The organism is Bradyrhizobium sp. T-12 (genome assembly GCF_058314695.1).
On record NZ_CM177756.1, the window covers coordinates 3,936,220 to 3,952,293 of the forward strand.

Sequence of the window (16,074 nt, forward strand, 5' to 3'; positions counted from 1 at the left end):
TTCTGTGCGGAAAGCACGGCTTAGAACCGTTCAAGCCGTGTTTCATCGCTTAAGCCTTAAGTAGGCTATTACCGAGCTTTCGCCAAGCCTCTAACGCCCTGTTGATGTCTTCTGGTTCCGTGGACCAGCCCAGACTGAGACGCACCGCTCCCTGGGCCACCGCCGGGTCACATCCCATGGCCGAAAGAACGTGCGACGGCTGGACCTTGCCCGAGGAACAGGCCGAACCGGAGGAAACGGCGACGCCTTCGAGGTCAAAGCCAATCACAGCAGTCTCAGCCTTGAGGCCCGGCGCCGTGAACAGAGCGGTATTTGGTAACCGTCCGACGTCCCCAGAGAAGATGATTGCGCCCGCAACGCTCCGGATGCCATTTTCCAAGCGATTTCTGAGGGTTGCTATGCGCTCCGCATCCTCCGGCAGAGCCTGAAGCGCGACCTTCGCCGCCGCGCCGAAGCCGGCGATGCCTGCGACGTTCTCGGTGCCCGCGCGACGGTTCAGTTCCTGTCCCCCGCCCCGCAGCACCGGCTCCAGTCCGGCGATCCCCTCGGCCACGACCAGCGCGCCGACCCCCTTGGGACCGCCGATCTTGTGTGCAGAAAGGGTCGCAAGGTCGGCGCCTATAGCCTTGATATTGAACGGGATCTTGCCGAGCGCCTGGATCGCGTCGACGTGCAGCAGGCTCCCCGCCTCGTGGACGATGCCCGCAGCTTCGGCGACCGGCTGGAGCGCGCCCGTCTCGTTGTTTGCGGCCATGATCGACACCAGCGCCGGCGGGCCGTTATTGAGCTGCGCCCTGAGATGCTCGACGTCGACCACGCCGGAACGCGTGACGTGGATCAGGTCGATGGCGGCAGCCGGGAACCGACCACCTGCCAGCACCGAGGCGTGCTCGACCGCCGAGACCAGCAGCCGTTCGACGGGTCCGCCTGACGGCCCCCGCAAACCCGGCGACAGGGCCAGCGCATTGGCCTCGGTTCCAGACGAGGTGAAGACGACGTTCCGTGGCAACGCACCGACTGCCGCGGCAAGCGCAGCACGGGCGTCCTCGATCAACCGTCGCGCTTCCCGCCCCTCGGCATGGACCGACGACGGATTGCCGACGAGGTCATAGGCCGCAACCATCGCCGCCCGCGCCTCGGGGCGCAGCGGGGTGGTCGCGTTCCAGTCGAGATAGACACGGGTCGGCATCTCGCCCTCTTAGCACCTTTTGCCATCCGTCCAATCGGAGGGCGGCATGCATCAGGCCGGCTGGTGTTGCTCCATTCGGGCAACCATCCGCGGCACCGCCCGCAGGCCGAACAGAGGCCGCAGCCAAGCGATGCGCCGGACCACTTCATAGGTCACCACGCAGGTGAGCGCGGTGCCGATGATGACAAAGGAGGCTTCGATCCCGACCGGCAGGCCGCTGTCGCGCAATGCGTGCGCGATCACGATGATCGCGGTCTGATGCACGATGTAGTACGGGAAGATCGCGTCGGTCAGATAGCGCCGCACGGGGCTGTCGGCCGTGAGGTGGCGCCGCGCAAAGCCCAGTACGGCGGCGATCGCGAGCCATTGGTAGCAGCCATAGGCCGAGGCGGCGGTCCATTTCAGCGCGGGCGACGGCGCAAACAGACCGGCGCGAAGCAGGATGAAGGCCAGGAAGCAGACGGCTGCAGCTGCCAGAGCCACCCAGCGCTGGCGCTCGACATTGCGCCAGATCCCCTCCTGCTTCGCCAGCAGGAAACCGGTCAGGAAGGCCGTCGCGTGGTCCGCATGGTTGTACCAGTCGCCGAACAGCGCATGCGTCGACGGGAAGGCCGGGAACAACACCAGGCGCCAGGCCGCGTACAGCAGGCAGGGCACGATCAGGAGCCATGGCCCGGCGAGCATGACGGCCAGCTTCCGGCCCAGCCAGTCAGCGCCGGCGGGCCACAATGCGAGCACGCCGATCAAGGCCATCGTGTAGACCCACAAATAGACCACGAACCAGAGATGGTTCCAGGTCGGCAGCACGATGCAGGGATTCGGACAGAACTGCGCACCGAAGGCAAAGTAGTGCCTGGTGTAGAAATCGAAAAAGCCCGCGGGATAGCCGAGGCTTTCGACGACCTGGAGATAGGATTGCGGCGGCACGATCGCGAGCATGCCGAAGATCAGGGGGATCAAGAGCCGCACAGACCGCGCCCCGGCGAGCGAGGCGAGAGTGGACTTGCCGAGCATGAAGCGGGTGGCAACCCCTGACACCAGGAACAACAGCGACAGCCGCCAGGGGTTGAGGAACAGCATCACCGGTTCCAGCCAGGTCAGCCGGTGCACGCTCTTGATGTGAAATCCCCAGGACACGTAGAGCATGCCGACGTGGTAGAAGATCAAGAGCCCGAAGGCTAAAATCCGCACCCAGTCTAGATCGATACGCCTGTCCGTGCTCGGGAATTGCTGTGGTGTTGTCATGGTTTTCTGCTCCTTGAGGGGACGACGAACGCGGTTTTCGGGCCAGGTTGACACTGAAAATGGCTGACACCGAAAATGCCCCACTGACGGAGCGCGTCGAGCCGGTTTGGGATCAGAATCGGACGCGAGGGGATGAGCCGCCGGTGGCTGGGACGAGCGGCGGGCCGTTTGGGATCAGCGGCAGCGACCGGACGATGTTCGCTGCGATCGCAGCCGTCGCGCTCGCGACCGGAATCGTCAATGCGTTTTCGGGCGCTCAGGACGCTGCCTGGCGCGGCGACAGCTACGACATCGGCCGGCGGCTGTTTTGGGAGATGTCGAGCATCGCAATCATCCTGCTGCTGCTGCCGCTCCTGGTGCTGGCGGTTCGCCGCATGCGCCGGAGCGCCGGCCTCGCCACGCGGGCCGGAATCGGGGCGATCGCCCTGCTCGGCTTCTCAGCGCTCCACATCACCGGCATGGTCTGGCTGCGGAAGCTCGCGCTCTGGCTCGCGGGAGGCACCTACGATTTCCGCTTCTCGCTTGCGACGGTCCTTTACGAATTCCGCAAGGACGCCGTGGCCGTCGTCCTGATCGCCGGCACGATCTGGCTGCTCGAAACCCGGCGCGAACTGAAGAGCGCCGCCCTCGCTCCGTCGGCGGCCCCCGCCCCGCAGCAGCCGTCGTCCCCGAATCTCATCTGGCTGCGCGACGGGACGAGCCGCATTCGCGTGGTGCCGCACGACATCCTCTGGGTCGCTTCCGCCGGCAATTACATCGAATACAGCCTCGCCGACGGCACGCAGCACCTGATCCGGGGCACGTTAGCCGCGGCTGAAAGCGAGCTGGCGCGCTTTTCCATTGTTCGCGTTCATCGCACCAAGCTTGCCAATCTCGACCGGCTGAGCGGCGTGGACCTCAAGGCCTCCGGCGATTTCGAGCTCGTCTTCGACAACGGGCAGACACTTGGAGGCAGCCGGCGTTACCGGCCGGCAGTCGTCTCCCTCGGCAGCCGGACCGCCCCGGCCGGAATCGCCGCTACCGATCAACCGACGATCCATAAACAGCCGTGATTCCAATCGGTTGAGTGGCACCTCCGGCACCGCGGTCCGCCACCGTCGTAGCCCGGTTGATCCATGCGGCGACACATCACCGGCGGCCGGCCGGCGATGACGCTGCCATGACGGGCTAAGCTCTTGAGTCGATTGAGAGATGTCGAAGAAGCTTGCTTTTTGACCCTTGCCTCGTGTTAGAAGCGCGCATCAGTTCACCTGCGCGCCACTCGCGCATCATCCGAGGGCGCGCCTCTCCACCTTTCATCCGTGCTCCCGTCGGCGGCAACGCCGGAAGAGCCACAATCGGACGATTGCGCAGGGATCACCTCCAAGGGACTCAATCAGAGACATCCATGCCTGAAGTCATTTTCACCGGCCCTGCCGGCCGCCTCGAGGGTCGCTATCATCCGGCAAAGCAGAAGAACGCGCCGATCGCGATGATCCTGCATCCGCATCCGCAGTTTCACGGCACGATGAACCATCAGATCGTGTACCAGTGCTACTACGCCTTCGCGCATCGCGGCTTCTCGGTGCTGCGCTTCAACTTCCGCGGCGTCGGCCGCAGCCAGGGCTCGTTCGACCACGGCACCGGCGAATTGTCCGATGCCGCCGCAGCTCTCGACTGGGCGCAGACCATCAATCCCGAAGCGCGCGCCTGCTGGGTCGCCGGCTTCTCGTTCGGCGCCTGGATCGGGATGCAGCTCCTGATGCGCCGCCCTGAGGTCGAAGGCTTCATCTCGATCGCGCCGCCCGCCAACCTCTACGACTTCTCGTTCCTCGCGCCCTGCCCGTCCTCGGGCCTGATCGTGCACGGCGAGAAGGACGCGGTGGTGCCGCCCAAGGACGTCAACACGCTGGTCGAGAAGCTGAAGACGCAGAAGGGCATCGTGATCGACCAGCAGGTCATCCCCGGCGCCAACCATTTCTTCGACGCCAAGCTCGAGCCGCTGATGGAGACCATCACGGCGTATCTGGATATGCGCCTGGCAAACGTTCGCTAAGCCAACTTCAACGCCACGATCCCCGTCAAGACGAGCGCGATGCCCGCAAGCTTCATCGCGCTCAGGGTCTCGCCGAACAGCACGACGCCCATCAAGAACGTGCCGGCAGCGCCTAGGCCGGTCCACACCGAATAGGCGACGCCGACTTCGAGCACCTTCAAGGCGCGTCCGAGCAGGACGACGAAGGCGGCGAGCAGCACGACCGAAACGATGCTCCAGCCCAAGCGCGTGTAGCCTTCGGCATATTTCATCGAGATCGCCCAGCCGACATCGAGCGCGCCGGCGACCACCAGCATCAGCCAGGCCATGGATTGCGACATCGGCGTTGCGCTCAGGCCGCGAGCTTGAGCAGATGCGCGTCGTGCCGAACGAGGAAGGCGCGCAGCAATTGCAGATAGTCGGCGCCGACAGCCGTGCGCACGCTCGGACGTTTCGCAAGCTCAGCGCGCCAGGCGCGGACCTTCGGCACATCGCGGAAGATGCCGTGCTCAGTCAATTCGTCGAACAGGTCGAAATAACGAAAGATCGGCGCGAACACGGCGTCGACCAGGCTGAATTGCGCACCGGAGAAGAAGGGACCCGCACCAAGTGTCGCCTCGACACGCGCGAATTTTGCGACGAGCGCCTGCCGCTTGCTTTCGAACGTCGCAGGATCGGCCGTCGTCTCCAGCCCCCAGAGATCGCCGAGGATCGCCGAACCGAACTCCATCCAGGCGCGGTGCTCGGCGCGTTTCAGAGGATCGGCCGGATGCAGCCTGGCGCCGCCTTGCGTCTCCTCGATGTACTCGCAGATCACATTGCTCTCGAACAGCGCGACCTCGCCTTTGTCAGTCGTCACCACCAGCACCGGCACCTTGCCGAGCGGCGACAGCTTCAAGAACCATTCGGGCTTGTTGGCGAGATCGATATCGACCCGCTCGAACGGAACGCCCTTCTCCTTCAACGCGATCACGGCGCGCTGCACGTAGGGGCAAAGCTTGTGGCTGATGAGTTTTAATGAAGCAGGCATGGCGCGATCCCGGCGGTTCGATGCAACTGCATTCAATGTAGATGCATTTGCATGTATCCGTCAAGATCCATGCGGATGCATTAATCCGTCGCCTCAGGGCCGCGCGATCACCCCGCCGGTCATCGGCATCGGCACGCCCGTGGTCGCGGGATAGGACAGCGGCAAGCCCTTCAGGCCGCGCGCGGCGAGGAAGCCGAAGGCCTGGGCCTCGATGGCGTCGGAGGCCCAGCCGAGCGTCTCGGCGGCCTCGACGGTGGCCGAACCCACCCGATCCCGCAGCACCCTGAGCATGGTGAGGTTGCGGGCGCCGCCGCCGCAGACGATCCAGCTCCGCGGCCGCCGTGGCAGCAGCGGAATGATTCGGGTGATCGCCGCTGCGGTGAAGGCGGTCAGCGTCGCGGCGCCGTCGGCCGGCGCGACGTCGCCGAGCCGGAGCGCAGCGAAGTCGTTGCGGTCCAGCGATTTCGGCGGCGGCAACGCAAAGAATGGCAGCTCCAGCGCGCGGGCGATCCAGGCCTCGTCGGCCTTGCCGAGAGCTGCGAACTTTCCTTCCGCATCGAACGCCTGGTTCATGGTGCGGTACATGAAATCGTCCAGCAGCGCGTTGCCGGGGCCGGTATCGCAGGCGATCAGCGTATCGTTGCCGTCGATATAGGTGATGTTGGAGACGCCGCCGATATTGACCACGACGATCGGCCCCTCGCGGTTCAGCGAGTTGGCGAGCGCCCGGTGGTAGACGGGTACGAACGGCGCGCCCTGCCCGCCGGCCTCGACATCGGCGGCGCGGAAATCGTGCATCACGGGGATATGGATCGCCCTGGCCAGTGCCGGCGCGTCGCCGATCTGCACCGTCAGCCGCCGCTCGGGGCGGTGCAGCACGGTCTGGCCGTGGAAGCCGACGATGTCGATATCCTCGGGCTTCATCCGGTTCTGGGCGACGAAGGCGGCAACCGCCTCGGCGTGAGCCTGGGTCACCGCGCGCTCGGCCTCGGCCAGGATGCCCGGCCGGGCGTCTCGTTGCCGCAGGTGCACGGCCTCGGCGAGCGCCTGCCGCAGAAGATTGCGCTCCGCCGGGCTATAGGCCCGGTAGCCGGACGGCCCGAATGCCTTCACCTGTTTTCCATCGGTTTCGATCAGCGCGACATCCACCCCGTCCAGCGAGGTGCCGCTCATCAAACCGAGTGCCGTCAACATCATGGATCAGCGTCCTCGAGACCCTCTCCGGCATGCCGATCTTGTGCCAGAGGGACACATCTTATAATGCCACAGCGCCAAGTGGCGGGTGGCCGTCGGGTTCCAACGCAAGACCCTTAAATTGCCCCCAAAACAGTAAACCAAGAATTGTTGGGCATGCCGACAGATGACTGCATTTAAATCGGATTTCCTCAATACCCTGCAGGAACGTGGCTTCATCCACCAGTGCTCCGATTTCGAGGGGCTGGACGCGCTCGCCGCCAAGGGCGAGGCGACCGCCTATGTCGGCTACGATTGCACCGCCCGCTCGCTGCACATCGGCAACTATCTGACCATGATGATGCTGCACTGGCTGCAGCAGTCCGGCAACAAGCCGATCACGCTGATGGGCGGCGGCACCACCATGGTGGGCGATCCCTCCGGCAAGGACGAGACGCGCGCGATGCGCACGGTCGCCGAGATCGAGGACAACAAGGCCTCGATCCGCGGCGTGTTCGCCAAGGTGCTGCGCTATGGCGATGGCAAGAGCGACGCCATCATGCTCGACAATGCGGAATGGCTGACCAAGCTGAACTGGATCGAGATGCTGCGCGACGTCGGCCGGCATTTCTCTGTCAACCGCATGCTGACGATGGACTCCGTGCGCCTACGCCTCGAGCGCGAGCAGGAGATGAGCTTCATCGAGTTCAACTACATGGTCTGCCAGGCCTACGACTTCGTCGAGCTCGCCAAGCGCACCGGCTGCAAACTGCAGATGGGCGGGTCCGACCAGTGGGGCAACATCATCATGGGCGTCGATCTCGGCCGCCGCATGGGCACGCACCAGTTGTTCGCGCTGACGACGCCGCTGCTCACCACCGCGTCGGGCGCCAAGATGGGCAAGACCGCGCAAGGCGCGGTGTGGCTCAACGCCGACGCGTTCTCGCCTTATGATTTCTGGCAATACTGGCGCAACACCGAGGATGCCGACGTCGGCAAATTCCTGAAACTGTTCACGACGCTGCCGATCGCCGAGATCAGGAAGCTCGAAGCGCTCGGCGGCTCGGAGATCAACGAGGCCAAGAAGGTGCTCGCCACCGAAGCAACGGCACTGCTGCACGGCCGCGATGCCGCGAACGAAGCGGCGGAGACCGCGCGCCGCACCTTCGAGGAAGGCGCGCTCGCCGAGAGCCTGCCTACGGTGGAAATTCCGCGCGGCGAACTGGACGCCGGCCTCGGCGTGCTCAGCGCCTTCGTCAAGGCAGGCCTCGTTGCCTCCAACGGCGAGGCGCGGCGGCAGATCAAGGGCGGCGGCCTGCGTGTCAACGACGAGCCCGTCACCGACGAGAAGATGACGCTTTCTGCAGCCAATCTGACGCCGGAAGGCGTGATCAAGCTGTCCTTCGGCAAGAAGAAACACATCCTGATCAAGCCTGCATAGGCGTATGAGCTTTTCGCTGCTTGTCAGGGTGCGCGGATGCGCGCTCCCTGACCGGCAATGGATCAGAACACGCCCGGCAGGGAAACGAGCAAGGACGGCGTCGCGGCGGCGCCGCAAGCTGCCGTGCGTATCGCGCTCACCGTGCTCGCGCTCTGCTTCACGCTGGCCGTGCTCGGCCGCGGGCTCGGCGACAGTTTTACGGTGTTCCTGAAGCCGATTTCGGAAAGTTTTGGCTGGGACCGTGCGCAGATCGTCTCGGTCTATTCCCTCACCTGGCTTGCGAGCGGTCTCACCGCGCCCTTCGTCGGACGGCTGTTCGACCATTCCGGACCGCGCATCGTCTATGCCCTCGGACTGGCGCTGCTCGGCGCGGCGTTCCTGACCGCGGCCCACGCGCAACATCTCTGGCAATTCCAGCTTACGATCGGCCTCTGCGTCGGCATCGGCGTCGCCTTCATCGGCATCGTGCCGAACTCGATCCTGCTCGGCCGCTGGTTCGGGCCTCGCCTGCCGACCGCGATGTCGGTGGTGTATTCGGCAATGGGCGGCGGCGTGCTGGCGCTGCTCCCGGCGTCGCAGCTCCTGATCGACCGCATCGGTTGGCGCGGGACCTACCAGCTGTTCGGCATCGCGGCCCTGGGCCTTCTGGTGCCGCTGATGCTGCTGCCGTGGCGGCTGTTTGCCGCGGGCTCGCCGCACGTCGTGAAGAAGACCGATCCGGATTTCGTCGACAATGGCTGGACGCTTCTCGGCGCAATGCGCCACCACGCTTTCTGGGCGCTGTTCTCGACCTTCTTCTTCACCGCCGTCGGCATGTACGCGATCGCCGCGCAGATCGTGGCCTATCTGATCGATGCCGGCTTCCCACCGCTGCAGGCCGCGACGGCCTGGGGCTTTTCCGGTGTCGTGCTGGTGTTCGGAATGCTCGGCGTGTCCGCGCTCGACGGGCTGATCGGACGGCGGCCGTCGGTGCTGCTCAGCTACGCGATCTCGATCCTCGGCATCGTGCTGCTATGGCTGCTGCAATATTCGCCGAACATCCTCCTGCTCGCCGGTTTCGTCATCTGCTTCGGCAGCATGATGGGCTCGCGCGGCCCGCTGATCAGCGCCACCGCGATGCGGATCTTCCAGGGCAAGCGCGTGGGAACCATCTACGGCACGATCTCGATCGGCAGTGGCCTCGGCTCGGCGTTCGGCTCCTGGAGCGGCGGCCTGATCCATGATGCGACCCACGGCTACAACGCGCTGCTTGCCTTCGCACTTGCGAGCGTTGTGCTCGGCATGATCCCATTTCTGGTTGTGCCCGCCCTGCGACGGTAGGTGTCCCAGAGGTAACCTGCACGCATGCACGTCACCGGACAATTACGGATCGGCACGGCGCGAATACGCACAAAAATCGGGACCTCGCGCGGCTGAACGCCGCGCGCGCGGTGTTTTGTCCGTCATGACAAAAATGTCAGCGCAAATTGACGCGGACCCGCTTGCGAGACAGAACTGAATACGGTCCAAGTCGCAGCATTGGATGGAGGGCAAACCAATGAACTTTCCTTATCTCACGCGCTTTCAACCGGTTCTCTTGAGCCTGTTTCGCTTCATCACCGGCCTCTTGCTGTTTCAGTACGGCATCGCCAAGATCTTCAAGTTTCCGGTGCTCCCCTACTTCGCCAACATCCCGCCGCTGATCTGGACGGCCGGTGCGCTCGAGCTCGTGCTCGGCGCGCTGCTGATGCTCGGCCTGTTCACCCGCCTCGCCGCCTTCATCCTCGCCGGTGAAATGGCCTTCGCCTACTTCATGGGCCACATGTTCAAGGGCGAGACGCCGGTGTTCCTGCCGCTGCTCAACGGCGGCACCGCGGCGATCCTGTTCTGCTTCGCCTGCCTCTATTTGTCGGCAGCCGGTGGCGGCTCGGTCAGCGCCGACGCCGCGATGGGCAAGGACTAGCGCGTCCGCGTCCGCGCGCGGGCGCTACCGCGTCCGTCTTCGACCCCGCAAACGGACGGCTCCGGCAGATCCGCCGGCGCCGTCTCAGCGCGACCCCAGCACGTTCCAGATCAGAACGAGGGCCGCGACGAGCAGCACGGACATGATGATGCGGTGAGCGAATCGGTTCACTGCAGTTTCAGCCGGGCTCGATCACCAGCAAAATCTGACAACGATACACTCCCGCAAGAATACGGGTGAGCGTCGATGCATGCGTTTTTGCCTGCACGCTTGCGCATATGTCTCCCGAGCGTCTTCAGCACGGTGGGCGCCCATAGCCTATGTTCATGATTGGTAAGAACTTCATGCTACCGGTGCGAGCAATAACAACCATTCCCTAGGGGCTGTGATGAAGCTGCTGAGTCATCTGACGATCCGCACCAAGCTTGCCAGCATGGTCTGCCTTGCGGCTCTCACAGTCACGGCCATTATCGGCGTGTCGTCCGTCCTCAGCAAGAGCCGCATGATGGAGGACCGCGTCCAGCAGATGCGGACCGCCGTCGAGCTGCTCTACAACTACGCGCAATCGCTTCAGGACGAAGTCACCGCCGGCAAGCTGACACTGGCCGATGCCAAGGCCCAGTTCCACCAGCGCGGCCGCCGCATGAATTTCAACGGCAACCAGGGCTACCCCGTCGTCTACAACCCCGACACGTCGATCCTGGTGAACGGCGCCAATCAGCAGCTCGAAGGCAAGATCACCGGCGCCAAGGACTCCAACGGCGTCCTGATCGCCGACGCCATCCTCAAAGCGGGTGACCAGACCGCACAGGGCGGCGTCACCTCCTATCTCTACCCCCGCCCCGGTCAGACCGAACCCGTCCGCAAGACCGTCTTTGCGCGCAAATTCGCGCCCTGGAACGCGACCATCAGCTACGGCCTCTATGTCGACGACATCGATGCCGACGTGCGCGCGTTGACGCTGGAGCTCGCTGCGATCGGTATCGGCCTGATGCTGCTGATGGCGGCGCTGTCCTGGCTGATCGCCCGCGACGTGCTCAGCGCGCTCGATCGCCAGAAGAACCGCATGCAGGAGATTTCCGAAGGCGCCATCGACAAGCCGGTCGAGGAGACCGACCGCGGCGACGAGATCGGCCGCATGGCCGAGACCCTCGAAGTGCTCAGGCAGACCGCTTTGACGGCGCGCTCGCTGGAAGCCGAACAGGCCGCCACCAAGACGCGGACCGAGCAGGAGAAGCGCGACGCCCTGATCGCGCTTGCCGACCGCTTCGATGCCTCGGTCGGCCAGCTCGTCGGCCTGATGGCCTCCGGCTCCGGCGAGCTCGAGCATACCGCCAAGTCGATGTCCTCGACCGCCGAAGGCACCAACCGCCGCGCCGCCGTCGTCGGCTCGGCCGCCACCGAAGCCAGTCAGCGCGTCCAGACCGTCGCGGCGGCCGCCGAGGAGCTCTCCTCTTCCATCACCGAGATCAGCCGCCAGGTGGCCCAATCGGCGGAAGTCACCGGACGCGCGGTCGACAGCGCGCGCCGCACCGACACCATCGTGCGCGCGCTCTCGGACGGCGCCCAGCAGATCGAGCACGTCGCCGAGCTGATCTCCAGCATCGCCGCCCAGACCAATCTGCTCGCGCTCAACGCCACCATCGAGGCCGCGCGCGCCGGTGAAGCGGGCCGTGGCTTTGCCGTGGTCGCCTCCGAGGTGAAATCGCTCGCGAGCCAGACCGCGGAAGCCACCCGCGAGATCGGCGACAAGATCGCCCAGATCCAGGGCGCGACCAAGGAGGCCGTGGACGCCATCGGCGGCATCACCGCCACCATCGAGGAGGTCAGCCGCATCGCCACCTCGATCGGGGCCGCGATCGAGGAGCAAGGCGCCGCCACCGCCGAGATCGCCCGCAGCGTCTCGCAGACCGCGGAGGCGACCAAGGAAGTCACCACCAATATTAGCGGCGTCTCGACCGCGGCGAACGAGACCGGCAACGCCGCCGGCATGGTGCTCGCCGCAGCCAGCAGCCTCTCCAAGCAGGCTGAACAGCTTTCGGGCGAAGTCGGAACGTTCCTGGCCGGCGTGCGCGCGGCGTAGGCGGTGCAGAAGATATAATGCAATCGTCGTCATGCCCGGGCTTGTCCTGGGCATTCACGTTCTCCGCGCCGCGTGGCAAGGCGTGGATGGCCGGGACAAGCCCGGCATGACGACAGAGACAGTCCGTCCCGCGACTACCGCCGCGTCAGGCTGCAGCCGCTCGAGAGCTGACGCGTCGTGCCGGTCGACCCGTCGTTCGACTGCGACGGGAATTCCTCGAACGGCGAGTTCTGCTTGCCGGTGTTGAATTCGAAGATCTTGCGGAAAAGTCCGGGCGCCATCGCCGAGATCGGATTGACGCGCATCACGGGCGCCGCCGGCGTACCGACCACCTCGTAGGTCACGCCGATCAGCCCTTCATTGTTGCCGCCGCCGAGGAAGATGCCGAACAGCGGGATCTGGCCGAAGATGTTGTTGACGCCATACATCGGCACGAAGGTCCCGCTCATGCAGACCTGATTGCCGGGATAGTCGATCGAGCCCTCGATGGTGGCGCCGATCATGGGACCCTTGACGACGCCGTCGCGGATCGTCAGCGCACCGTTCTGCCGCGTGAACTCGGCGCGCAGCGCGCTGAAGGAGACGCCGTTGCCGGTGCCATTGGGAGCGCCGGCAGCAACGCGCTCGAGCTGCGCCTCGCCCTTCACAGTGAAGTCGCGGACGTTGATGAGACCCTCGCGCGAGGTGTTCGGCTCCGATGTCGGCGGCTCCATCGCCACCACCATCTGGCCGCCGACCGCCTTGGTGTAGGTGTCGGTGAAGCGCAGCAGCGCGCCGGCATCGTTGGTCTGGAGGTAGATGACCTCGCGGCTGCCCTGCGCGCGCCCGCCGCGCAAGTCCGCCGCCACCGGCGTGTCTTTGCCGACCTTGCCGCTCAGCGTGAATGCCTTGATGGCGCCGTTGCGCTTCGACATCTTGGCATCGACGCTGCGCATCGCCTCGCCGTTGAAACCCGCGACGGCACCGAGCTTCACGTCGATGTCGAAATCGACGTTCTTCATCTTGCTCTTGTCGTCCTTGGAATTGCCTGAGATCGCCGACTTCAGGAAGCCGCGCCCGTCGAACACGTCGCCGCGCATCGTGCCCTTGACCACGCCGTCCTGGCTGCGCTCCACCTTAAGTGAAGCCTTGTCGCCGTCGGACGGTGAGTAGACCGGGAAGTTCGCGTTCATGAGGTCGCCGTTCGCGTCGACCTCGAGCGAGCCCTTGATCGAGGCGCCGCCGCCTTCGATGACGATGTCCTCGAAGCGCGTCGATTGTGCCGTCGGCACGACCTTGAAGCTGGCCTTGCCTGATTTGCCCGGCAGCTTGACCCAACCCGGCAGGATATTGTCGAGCTTGACCGATGTCAGGTCGGCCTCGACACCGAGCTTCGTCGTCTGGTCGGGGCCGCCGGCGATCTTGCCCGACAGCTTGATCGGCAGCGATCCGCTGACGGCGGGGCTCAGATCGAATCCGAGGCGCGCGCGGCTGGCATCGTCCAGCGTCGCCTGCAGCCTGACATCCGCATCGCCTTCGTTGGGCTTGCGATAGTCGAGCGAGGCGGCCTGCCCGTTGATCTTGACGTCGCCCTTGACCTGATAGCCCTGGTTGTTGGCGACGATCTTGAGGTTGTTGGCTTCCAGCTTCTGGTTCATCACCAGCTTGTCGGCCGAGAAGCCGTTGAGGTCGGCAGTGACGGCGTAGGTCGTGTCGGCCTTCGTCAGCTCGCCCTTGACCGGCAGGCCGAGCTGGATATTGGCCGCGAACGTCCCCTTGCTGGTGTTGGGATCGATGACGGTCGACGACAGATCGCTCAGGCGATCGTTGGCGAGCATTTCGGCTGCGGCCGGCACCGGCCCCTCCACCCGAAACCTGGTTCGCGACGGCGACGGCTTGGGCGCCATGTCAGGCACCTCGAAGACGAAGTCGGAAATCGTGACCTTGCGGCCGGCGGGCGTATCGGCAATGCCCTGCCCGATATTCACGGTCGCGGTGCGCCCGGTCACGCGCGCCTTCAGATCGGCATCGTGCACGACGGGCATGCCGTCCACGGGACGGACCGCGACGCCGCTTGCGACGATGTTGACCGACAGGCCGTCGTCGGGAATGGGCGGACCCTTGCGCGGCAGGTTCTTCGTGGGCGAATTGATGCCGATCTCGATGCGCTGGAGCGTGCCGCGCTCGATCCGCTCGATCACCCATTCGCGCAACTCGGGAACGACGAGCGTCGGCCACATCCGCTTCAGCGCGGAGGCCGACATCGGCGTTCCCGCAAAGCCCAGCGTCAGCCGCGGCTCGCCCGAATAGTCGATCGCACCCGTGCCGGCCACGCCGATCTCGCCATTGCTGATGTCCGCCTGCGTCAGCAGGAAGCGCTTGTGGTCGGTGTCGAAGCGGAAGCCGATCGCGATGCGGTTGAAGACGAGCGGCGGCTCGTTGTCGATGCCGCCGAGCAGGATCGACCCGCCGCTGAAGCCAAGCTGCCAGTCGTTGACGGTGCCGTTAGGCGGCTCGAGATGGGCCAGAAGCGTCAGCCGGTTCGCGCCCGACAGGACCTTGAACGGCGCGACCAGCACCCGCCGATTCGCATCCCACTCGACATTGATCTCGGCCTGGTCGATCGCCATCGGATAGTCGGGCGTGTCCGTGTCGATGATACTGCCTGCGCCGACCGCGATCTTGCCGCGGAAGAAGGTCGGCACGCCGTCGCGGCCGAGCTCGCCCTTGAGCTCGCCGGTCAGCGGCAAATCGGCGGTATAGGTGAGATCCTTGACCCGCAACGCCAGGAGGATGTTGGAGGTCGAGACCTTGTCGGCCTTGATGTCGATCGAGCGCACGCCGTTCTCGGCCGGACCGATCGTGGCCCGCAGCATCCAGGGGCGCGCGCCCTCCTCGCCGAGGCTGAGCGTGACGCCACCACGGCTCGGCCGGCGCAGGCTGAGCGTGATATTCTCAAACGACCATTTGCTGCCGCGCTGCTGGTCGTCGACGATCAGATTGCCGTTCTTCAGACCAATCTCGTTGAGGTTCTGGCCGTCGAGACCCGTCATGCTCAGGCTGTCGAGCCAGTCGAGGCCCTGAAGAATGCCACTCTGTGCGGTCGCCTGAGGGGCAGCCTGTGAGCCGGCCTGAGGATCTTGGCCGGCGGGCGCCGTGGCGAATGGCGGCGGCGGGACCCCGTTGCGCGGGAATGTCGGCGGCAGGCCCGCATCCTTCTTCGAGGCGACGCCGGTTGCCAGGGGCTTTGCGGTATCGCCGGCCGACACGGTGACCGTGCCGTCGGGCGCGATGCGGATCGCGAGCTCGGCGTCGACGAGATTGAGGCTTTCGGCGCGCAAATGCCCCATCAGGAGGCCCGCCCCCGACAGCTTCACCTCGGCCTTCGGCGCGCTGGCGACGATGGCGTGATCGCGATCGCGGACGACGATGTCACGGATACGGACGGCGATGCGGATCCGCCCGGCCCGCTCGATCTGGGTGCCTCCGATCTCGACCGTGTTGCCGTGACCGATATTGTCCTCGATCGCGGCGGCCAGCCACGGCGTTGCGATGTCGAGATTGATGGGACCGGCACCGAGCCGCCACCACAGCGCCGCGAAACAGCCGACGAAGATGACGGCGAGGGTCCCGACGACGAGGACGAGGCGCTTCAGCCAGCGATCGGCGGCCAGCCAGCGGCGCAGCGCGCCAAACCCGTCACCGAAGCGATGAAGGCCCGAGTTGGAACGCGACAACAGCCGGCGCGCGCGATGGCCCGCGGCCGCCTCCTGATCCGGATCCCAATCGGCGTCGTCCCATTCCTGCGGCTGCTCTTGACCGCCGCGCCGATCGAAGTCCCGATTGTAATCCTGGGGCGACTTATTCCTTGCCATTGCCTCTCGATACAGGCGCCCGTCACGAGATTGAGCGCCGCCGGGACCGCAGCCGCCCTCGGGAAGCGGAGCTCCCTGCGCCGGCACTGCAGCCATACCTCGA

Annotated in this window: 12 protein-coding genes; 6 read left to right on the top strand and 6 right to left on the bottom strand. The window is 65.4% G+C overall.

From position 1 onward, the window contains the following. Positions 1–49: 49 nt before the first annotated feature. A complete protein-coding gene (locus AC0WRY_RS18580) occupies positions 50–1,189 on the bottom strand; it encodes a cysteine desulfurase family protein (protein WP_491120296.1) in 1,140 nt (379 codons plus the stop codon). 51 nt (positions 1,190–1,240) lie between these two features. After that, a complete protein-coding gene (locus tag AC0WRY_RS18585) occupies positions 1,241–2,434 on the bottom strand; it encodes an acyltransferase family protein (RefSeq protein ID WP_491120298.1) in 1,194 nt (397 codons plus the stop codon). 59 nt (positions 2,435–2,493) lie between these two features. Between AC0WRY_RS18585 and AC0WRY_RS18590 the strand changes: the two genes are divergently transcribed. After that, on the top strand, positions 2,494–3,486 hold the full coding sequence (locus tag AC0WRY_RS18590) for a LytTR family DNA-binding domain-containing protein (RefSeq protein WP_491120300.1): 993 nt from the start codon (positions 2,494–2,496) through the stop codon (positions 3,484–3,486). Positions 3,487–3,821: 335 nt separating this feature from the next. Beyond that, positions 3,822–4,469 carry an alpha/beta hydrolase gene (locus tag AC0WRY_RS18595; RefSeq protein WP_014495555.1) on the top strand — a complete coding sequence of 216 codons (648 nt, stop codon included), beginning with the start codon at positions 3,822–3,824 and terminating at the stop codon, positions 4,467–4,469. Here AC0WRY_RS18595 and AC0WRY_RS18600 read toward each other — a convergent pair. The 3 genes from AC0WRY_RS18600 to AC0WRY_RS18610 all read right to left on the bottom strand — a co-directional run bounded on the left by AC0WRY_RS18600 (position 4,466) and on the right by AC0WRY_RS18610 (position 6,675). Then, entirely contained in the window at positions 4,466–4,789 is a 324-nt protein-coding gene (locus AC0WRY_RS18600) for a DMT family transporter (RefSeq protein ID WP_491120304.1), read from the bottom strand. The genes AC0WRY_RS18595 and AC0WRY_RS18600 overlap by 4 nt on opposite strands. A gap of 11 nt (positions 4,790–4,800) precedes the next feature. Next, positions 4,801–5,478: a glutathione S-transferase family protein gene (locus AC0WRY_RS18605; RefSeq protein WP_491120306.1), complete on the bottom strand. Its 678-nt coding sequence runs from the start codon at positions 5,476–5,478 to the stop codon at positions 4,801–4,803. Positions 5,479–5,571: 93 nt separating this feature from the next. Continuing rightward, positions 5,572–6,675 (bottom strand): anhydro-N-acetylmuramic acid kinase, encoded by a 1,104-nt coding sequence (locus AC0WRY_RS18610; RefSeq protein ID WP_491120308.1) that lies wholly within the window; start codon positions 6,673–6,675, stop codon positions 5,572–5,574. Positions 6,676–6,838: 163 nt separating this feature from the next. On the opposite strand from AC0WRY_RS18610, the gene tyrS reads away from it, so the two are divergent. The 4 genes from tyrS to AC0WRY_RS18630 all read left to right on the top strand — a co-directional run bounded on the left by tyrS (position 6,839) and on the right by AC0WRY_RS18630 (position 12,117). Further along, positions 6,839–8,092: a tyrosine--tRNA ligase gene (gene tyrS / locus AC0WRY_RS18615; RefSeq protein ID WP_211417203.1), complete on the top strand. Its 1,254-nt coding sequence runs from the start codon at positions 6,839–6,841 to the stop codon at positions 8,090–8,092. Positions 8,093–8,149: 57 nt separating this feature from the next. Beyond that, positions 8,150–9,412: an MFS transporter gene (locus AC0WRY_RS18620; protein ID WP_194402267.1), complete on the top strand. Its 1,263-nt coding sequence runs from the start codon at positions 8,150–8,152 to the stop codon at positions 9,410–9,412. Positions 9,413–9,629: 217 nt separating this feature from the next. Next, positions 9,630–10,034, top strand: coding sequence for a DoxX family protein (locus tag AC0WRY_RS18625; protein WP_194402268.1), 405 nt, complete (start codon positions 9,630–9,632; stop codon positions 10,032–10,034). A gap of 388 nt (positions 10,035–10,422) precedes the next feature. Further along, positions 10,423–12,117 (top strand): methyl-accepting chemotaxis protein, encoded by a 1,695-nt coding sequence (locus AC0WRY_RS18630; RefSeq protein WP_491120311.1) that lies wholly within the window; start codon positions 10,423–10,425, stop codon positions 12,115–12,117. A 134-nt stretch (positions 12,118–12,251) separates the two neighbouring features. Here the strand turns inward: AC0WRY_RS18630 and AC0WRY_RS18635 are convergent, their stop codons facing one another. Then, a complete protein-coding gene (locus tag AC0WRY_RS18635; protein ID WP_194402270.1) occupies positions 12,252–16,067 on the bottom strand; it encodes a YhdP family protein in 3,816 nt (1,271 codons plus the stop codon). Positions 16,068–16,074 lie beyond the last annotated feature (7 nt).

Coding starts and splice junctions, on each gene's coding strand:
- AC0WRY_RS18605 (WP_491120306.1), bottom strand. CDS start 5,478: ATGCCTGCTTCATTAAAACTCATCAGCCACAAGCTTTGCCCCTACGTG.
- AC0WRY_RS18590 (WP_491120300.1), top strand. CDS start 2,494: ATGGCTGACACCGAAAATGCCCCACTGACGGAGCGCGTCGAGCCGGTT.
- AC0WRY_RS18635 (WP_194402270.1), bottom strand. CDS start 16,067: ATGGCTGCAGTGCCGGCGCAGGGAGCTCCGCTTCCCGAGGGCGGCTGC.
- AC0WRY_RS18610 (WP_491120308.1), bottom strand. CDS start 6,675: ATGATGTTGACGGCACTCGGTTTGATGAGCGGCACCTCGCTGGACGGG.
- AC0WRY_RS18585 (WP_491120298.1), bottom strand. CDS start 2,434: ATGACAACACCACAGCAATTCCCGAGCACGGACAGGCGTATCGATCTA.
- AC0WRY_RS18625 (WP_194402268.1), top strand. CDS start 9,630: ATGAACTTTCCTTATCTCACGCGCTTTCAACCGGTTCTCTTGAGCCTG.
- AC0WRY_RS18620 (WP_194402267.1), top strand. CDS start 8,150: ATGGATCAGAACACGCCCGGCAGGGAAACGAGCAAGGACGGCGTCGCG.
- AC0WRY_RS18595 (WP_014495555.1), top strand. CDS start 3,822: ATGCCTGAAGTCATTTTCACCGGCCCTGCCGGCCGCCTCGAGGGTCGC.
- AC0WRY_RS18630 (WP_491120311.1), top strand. CDS start 10,423: ATGAAGCTGCTGAGTCATCTGACGATCCGCACCAAGCTTGCCAGCATG.
- AC0WRY_RS18600 (WP_491120304.1), bottom strand. CDS start 4,789: ATGTCGCAATCCATGGCCTGGCTGATGCTGGTGGTCGCCGGCGCGCTC.
- tyrS (WP_211417203.1), top strand. CDS start 6,839: ATGACTGCATTTAAATCGGATTTCCTCAATACCCTGCAGGAACGTGGC.
- AC0WRY_RS18580 (WP_491120296.1), bottom strand. CDS start 1,189: ATGCCGACCCGTGTCTATCTCGACTGGAACGCGACCACCCCGCTGCGC.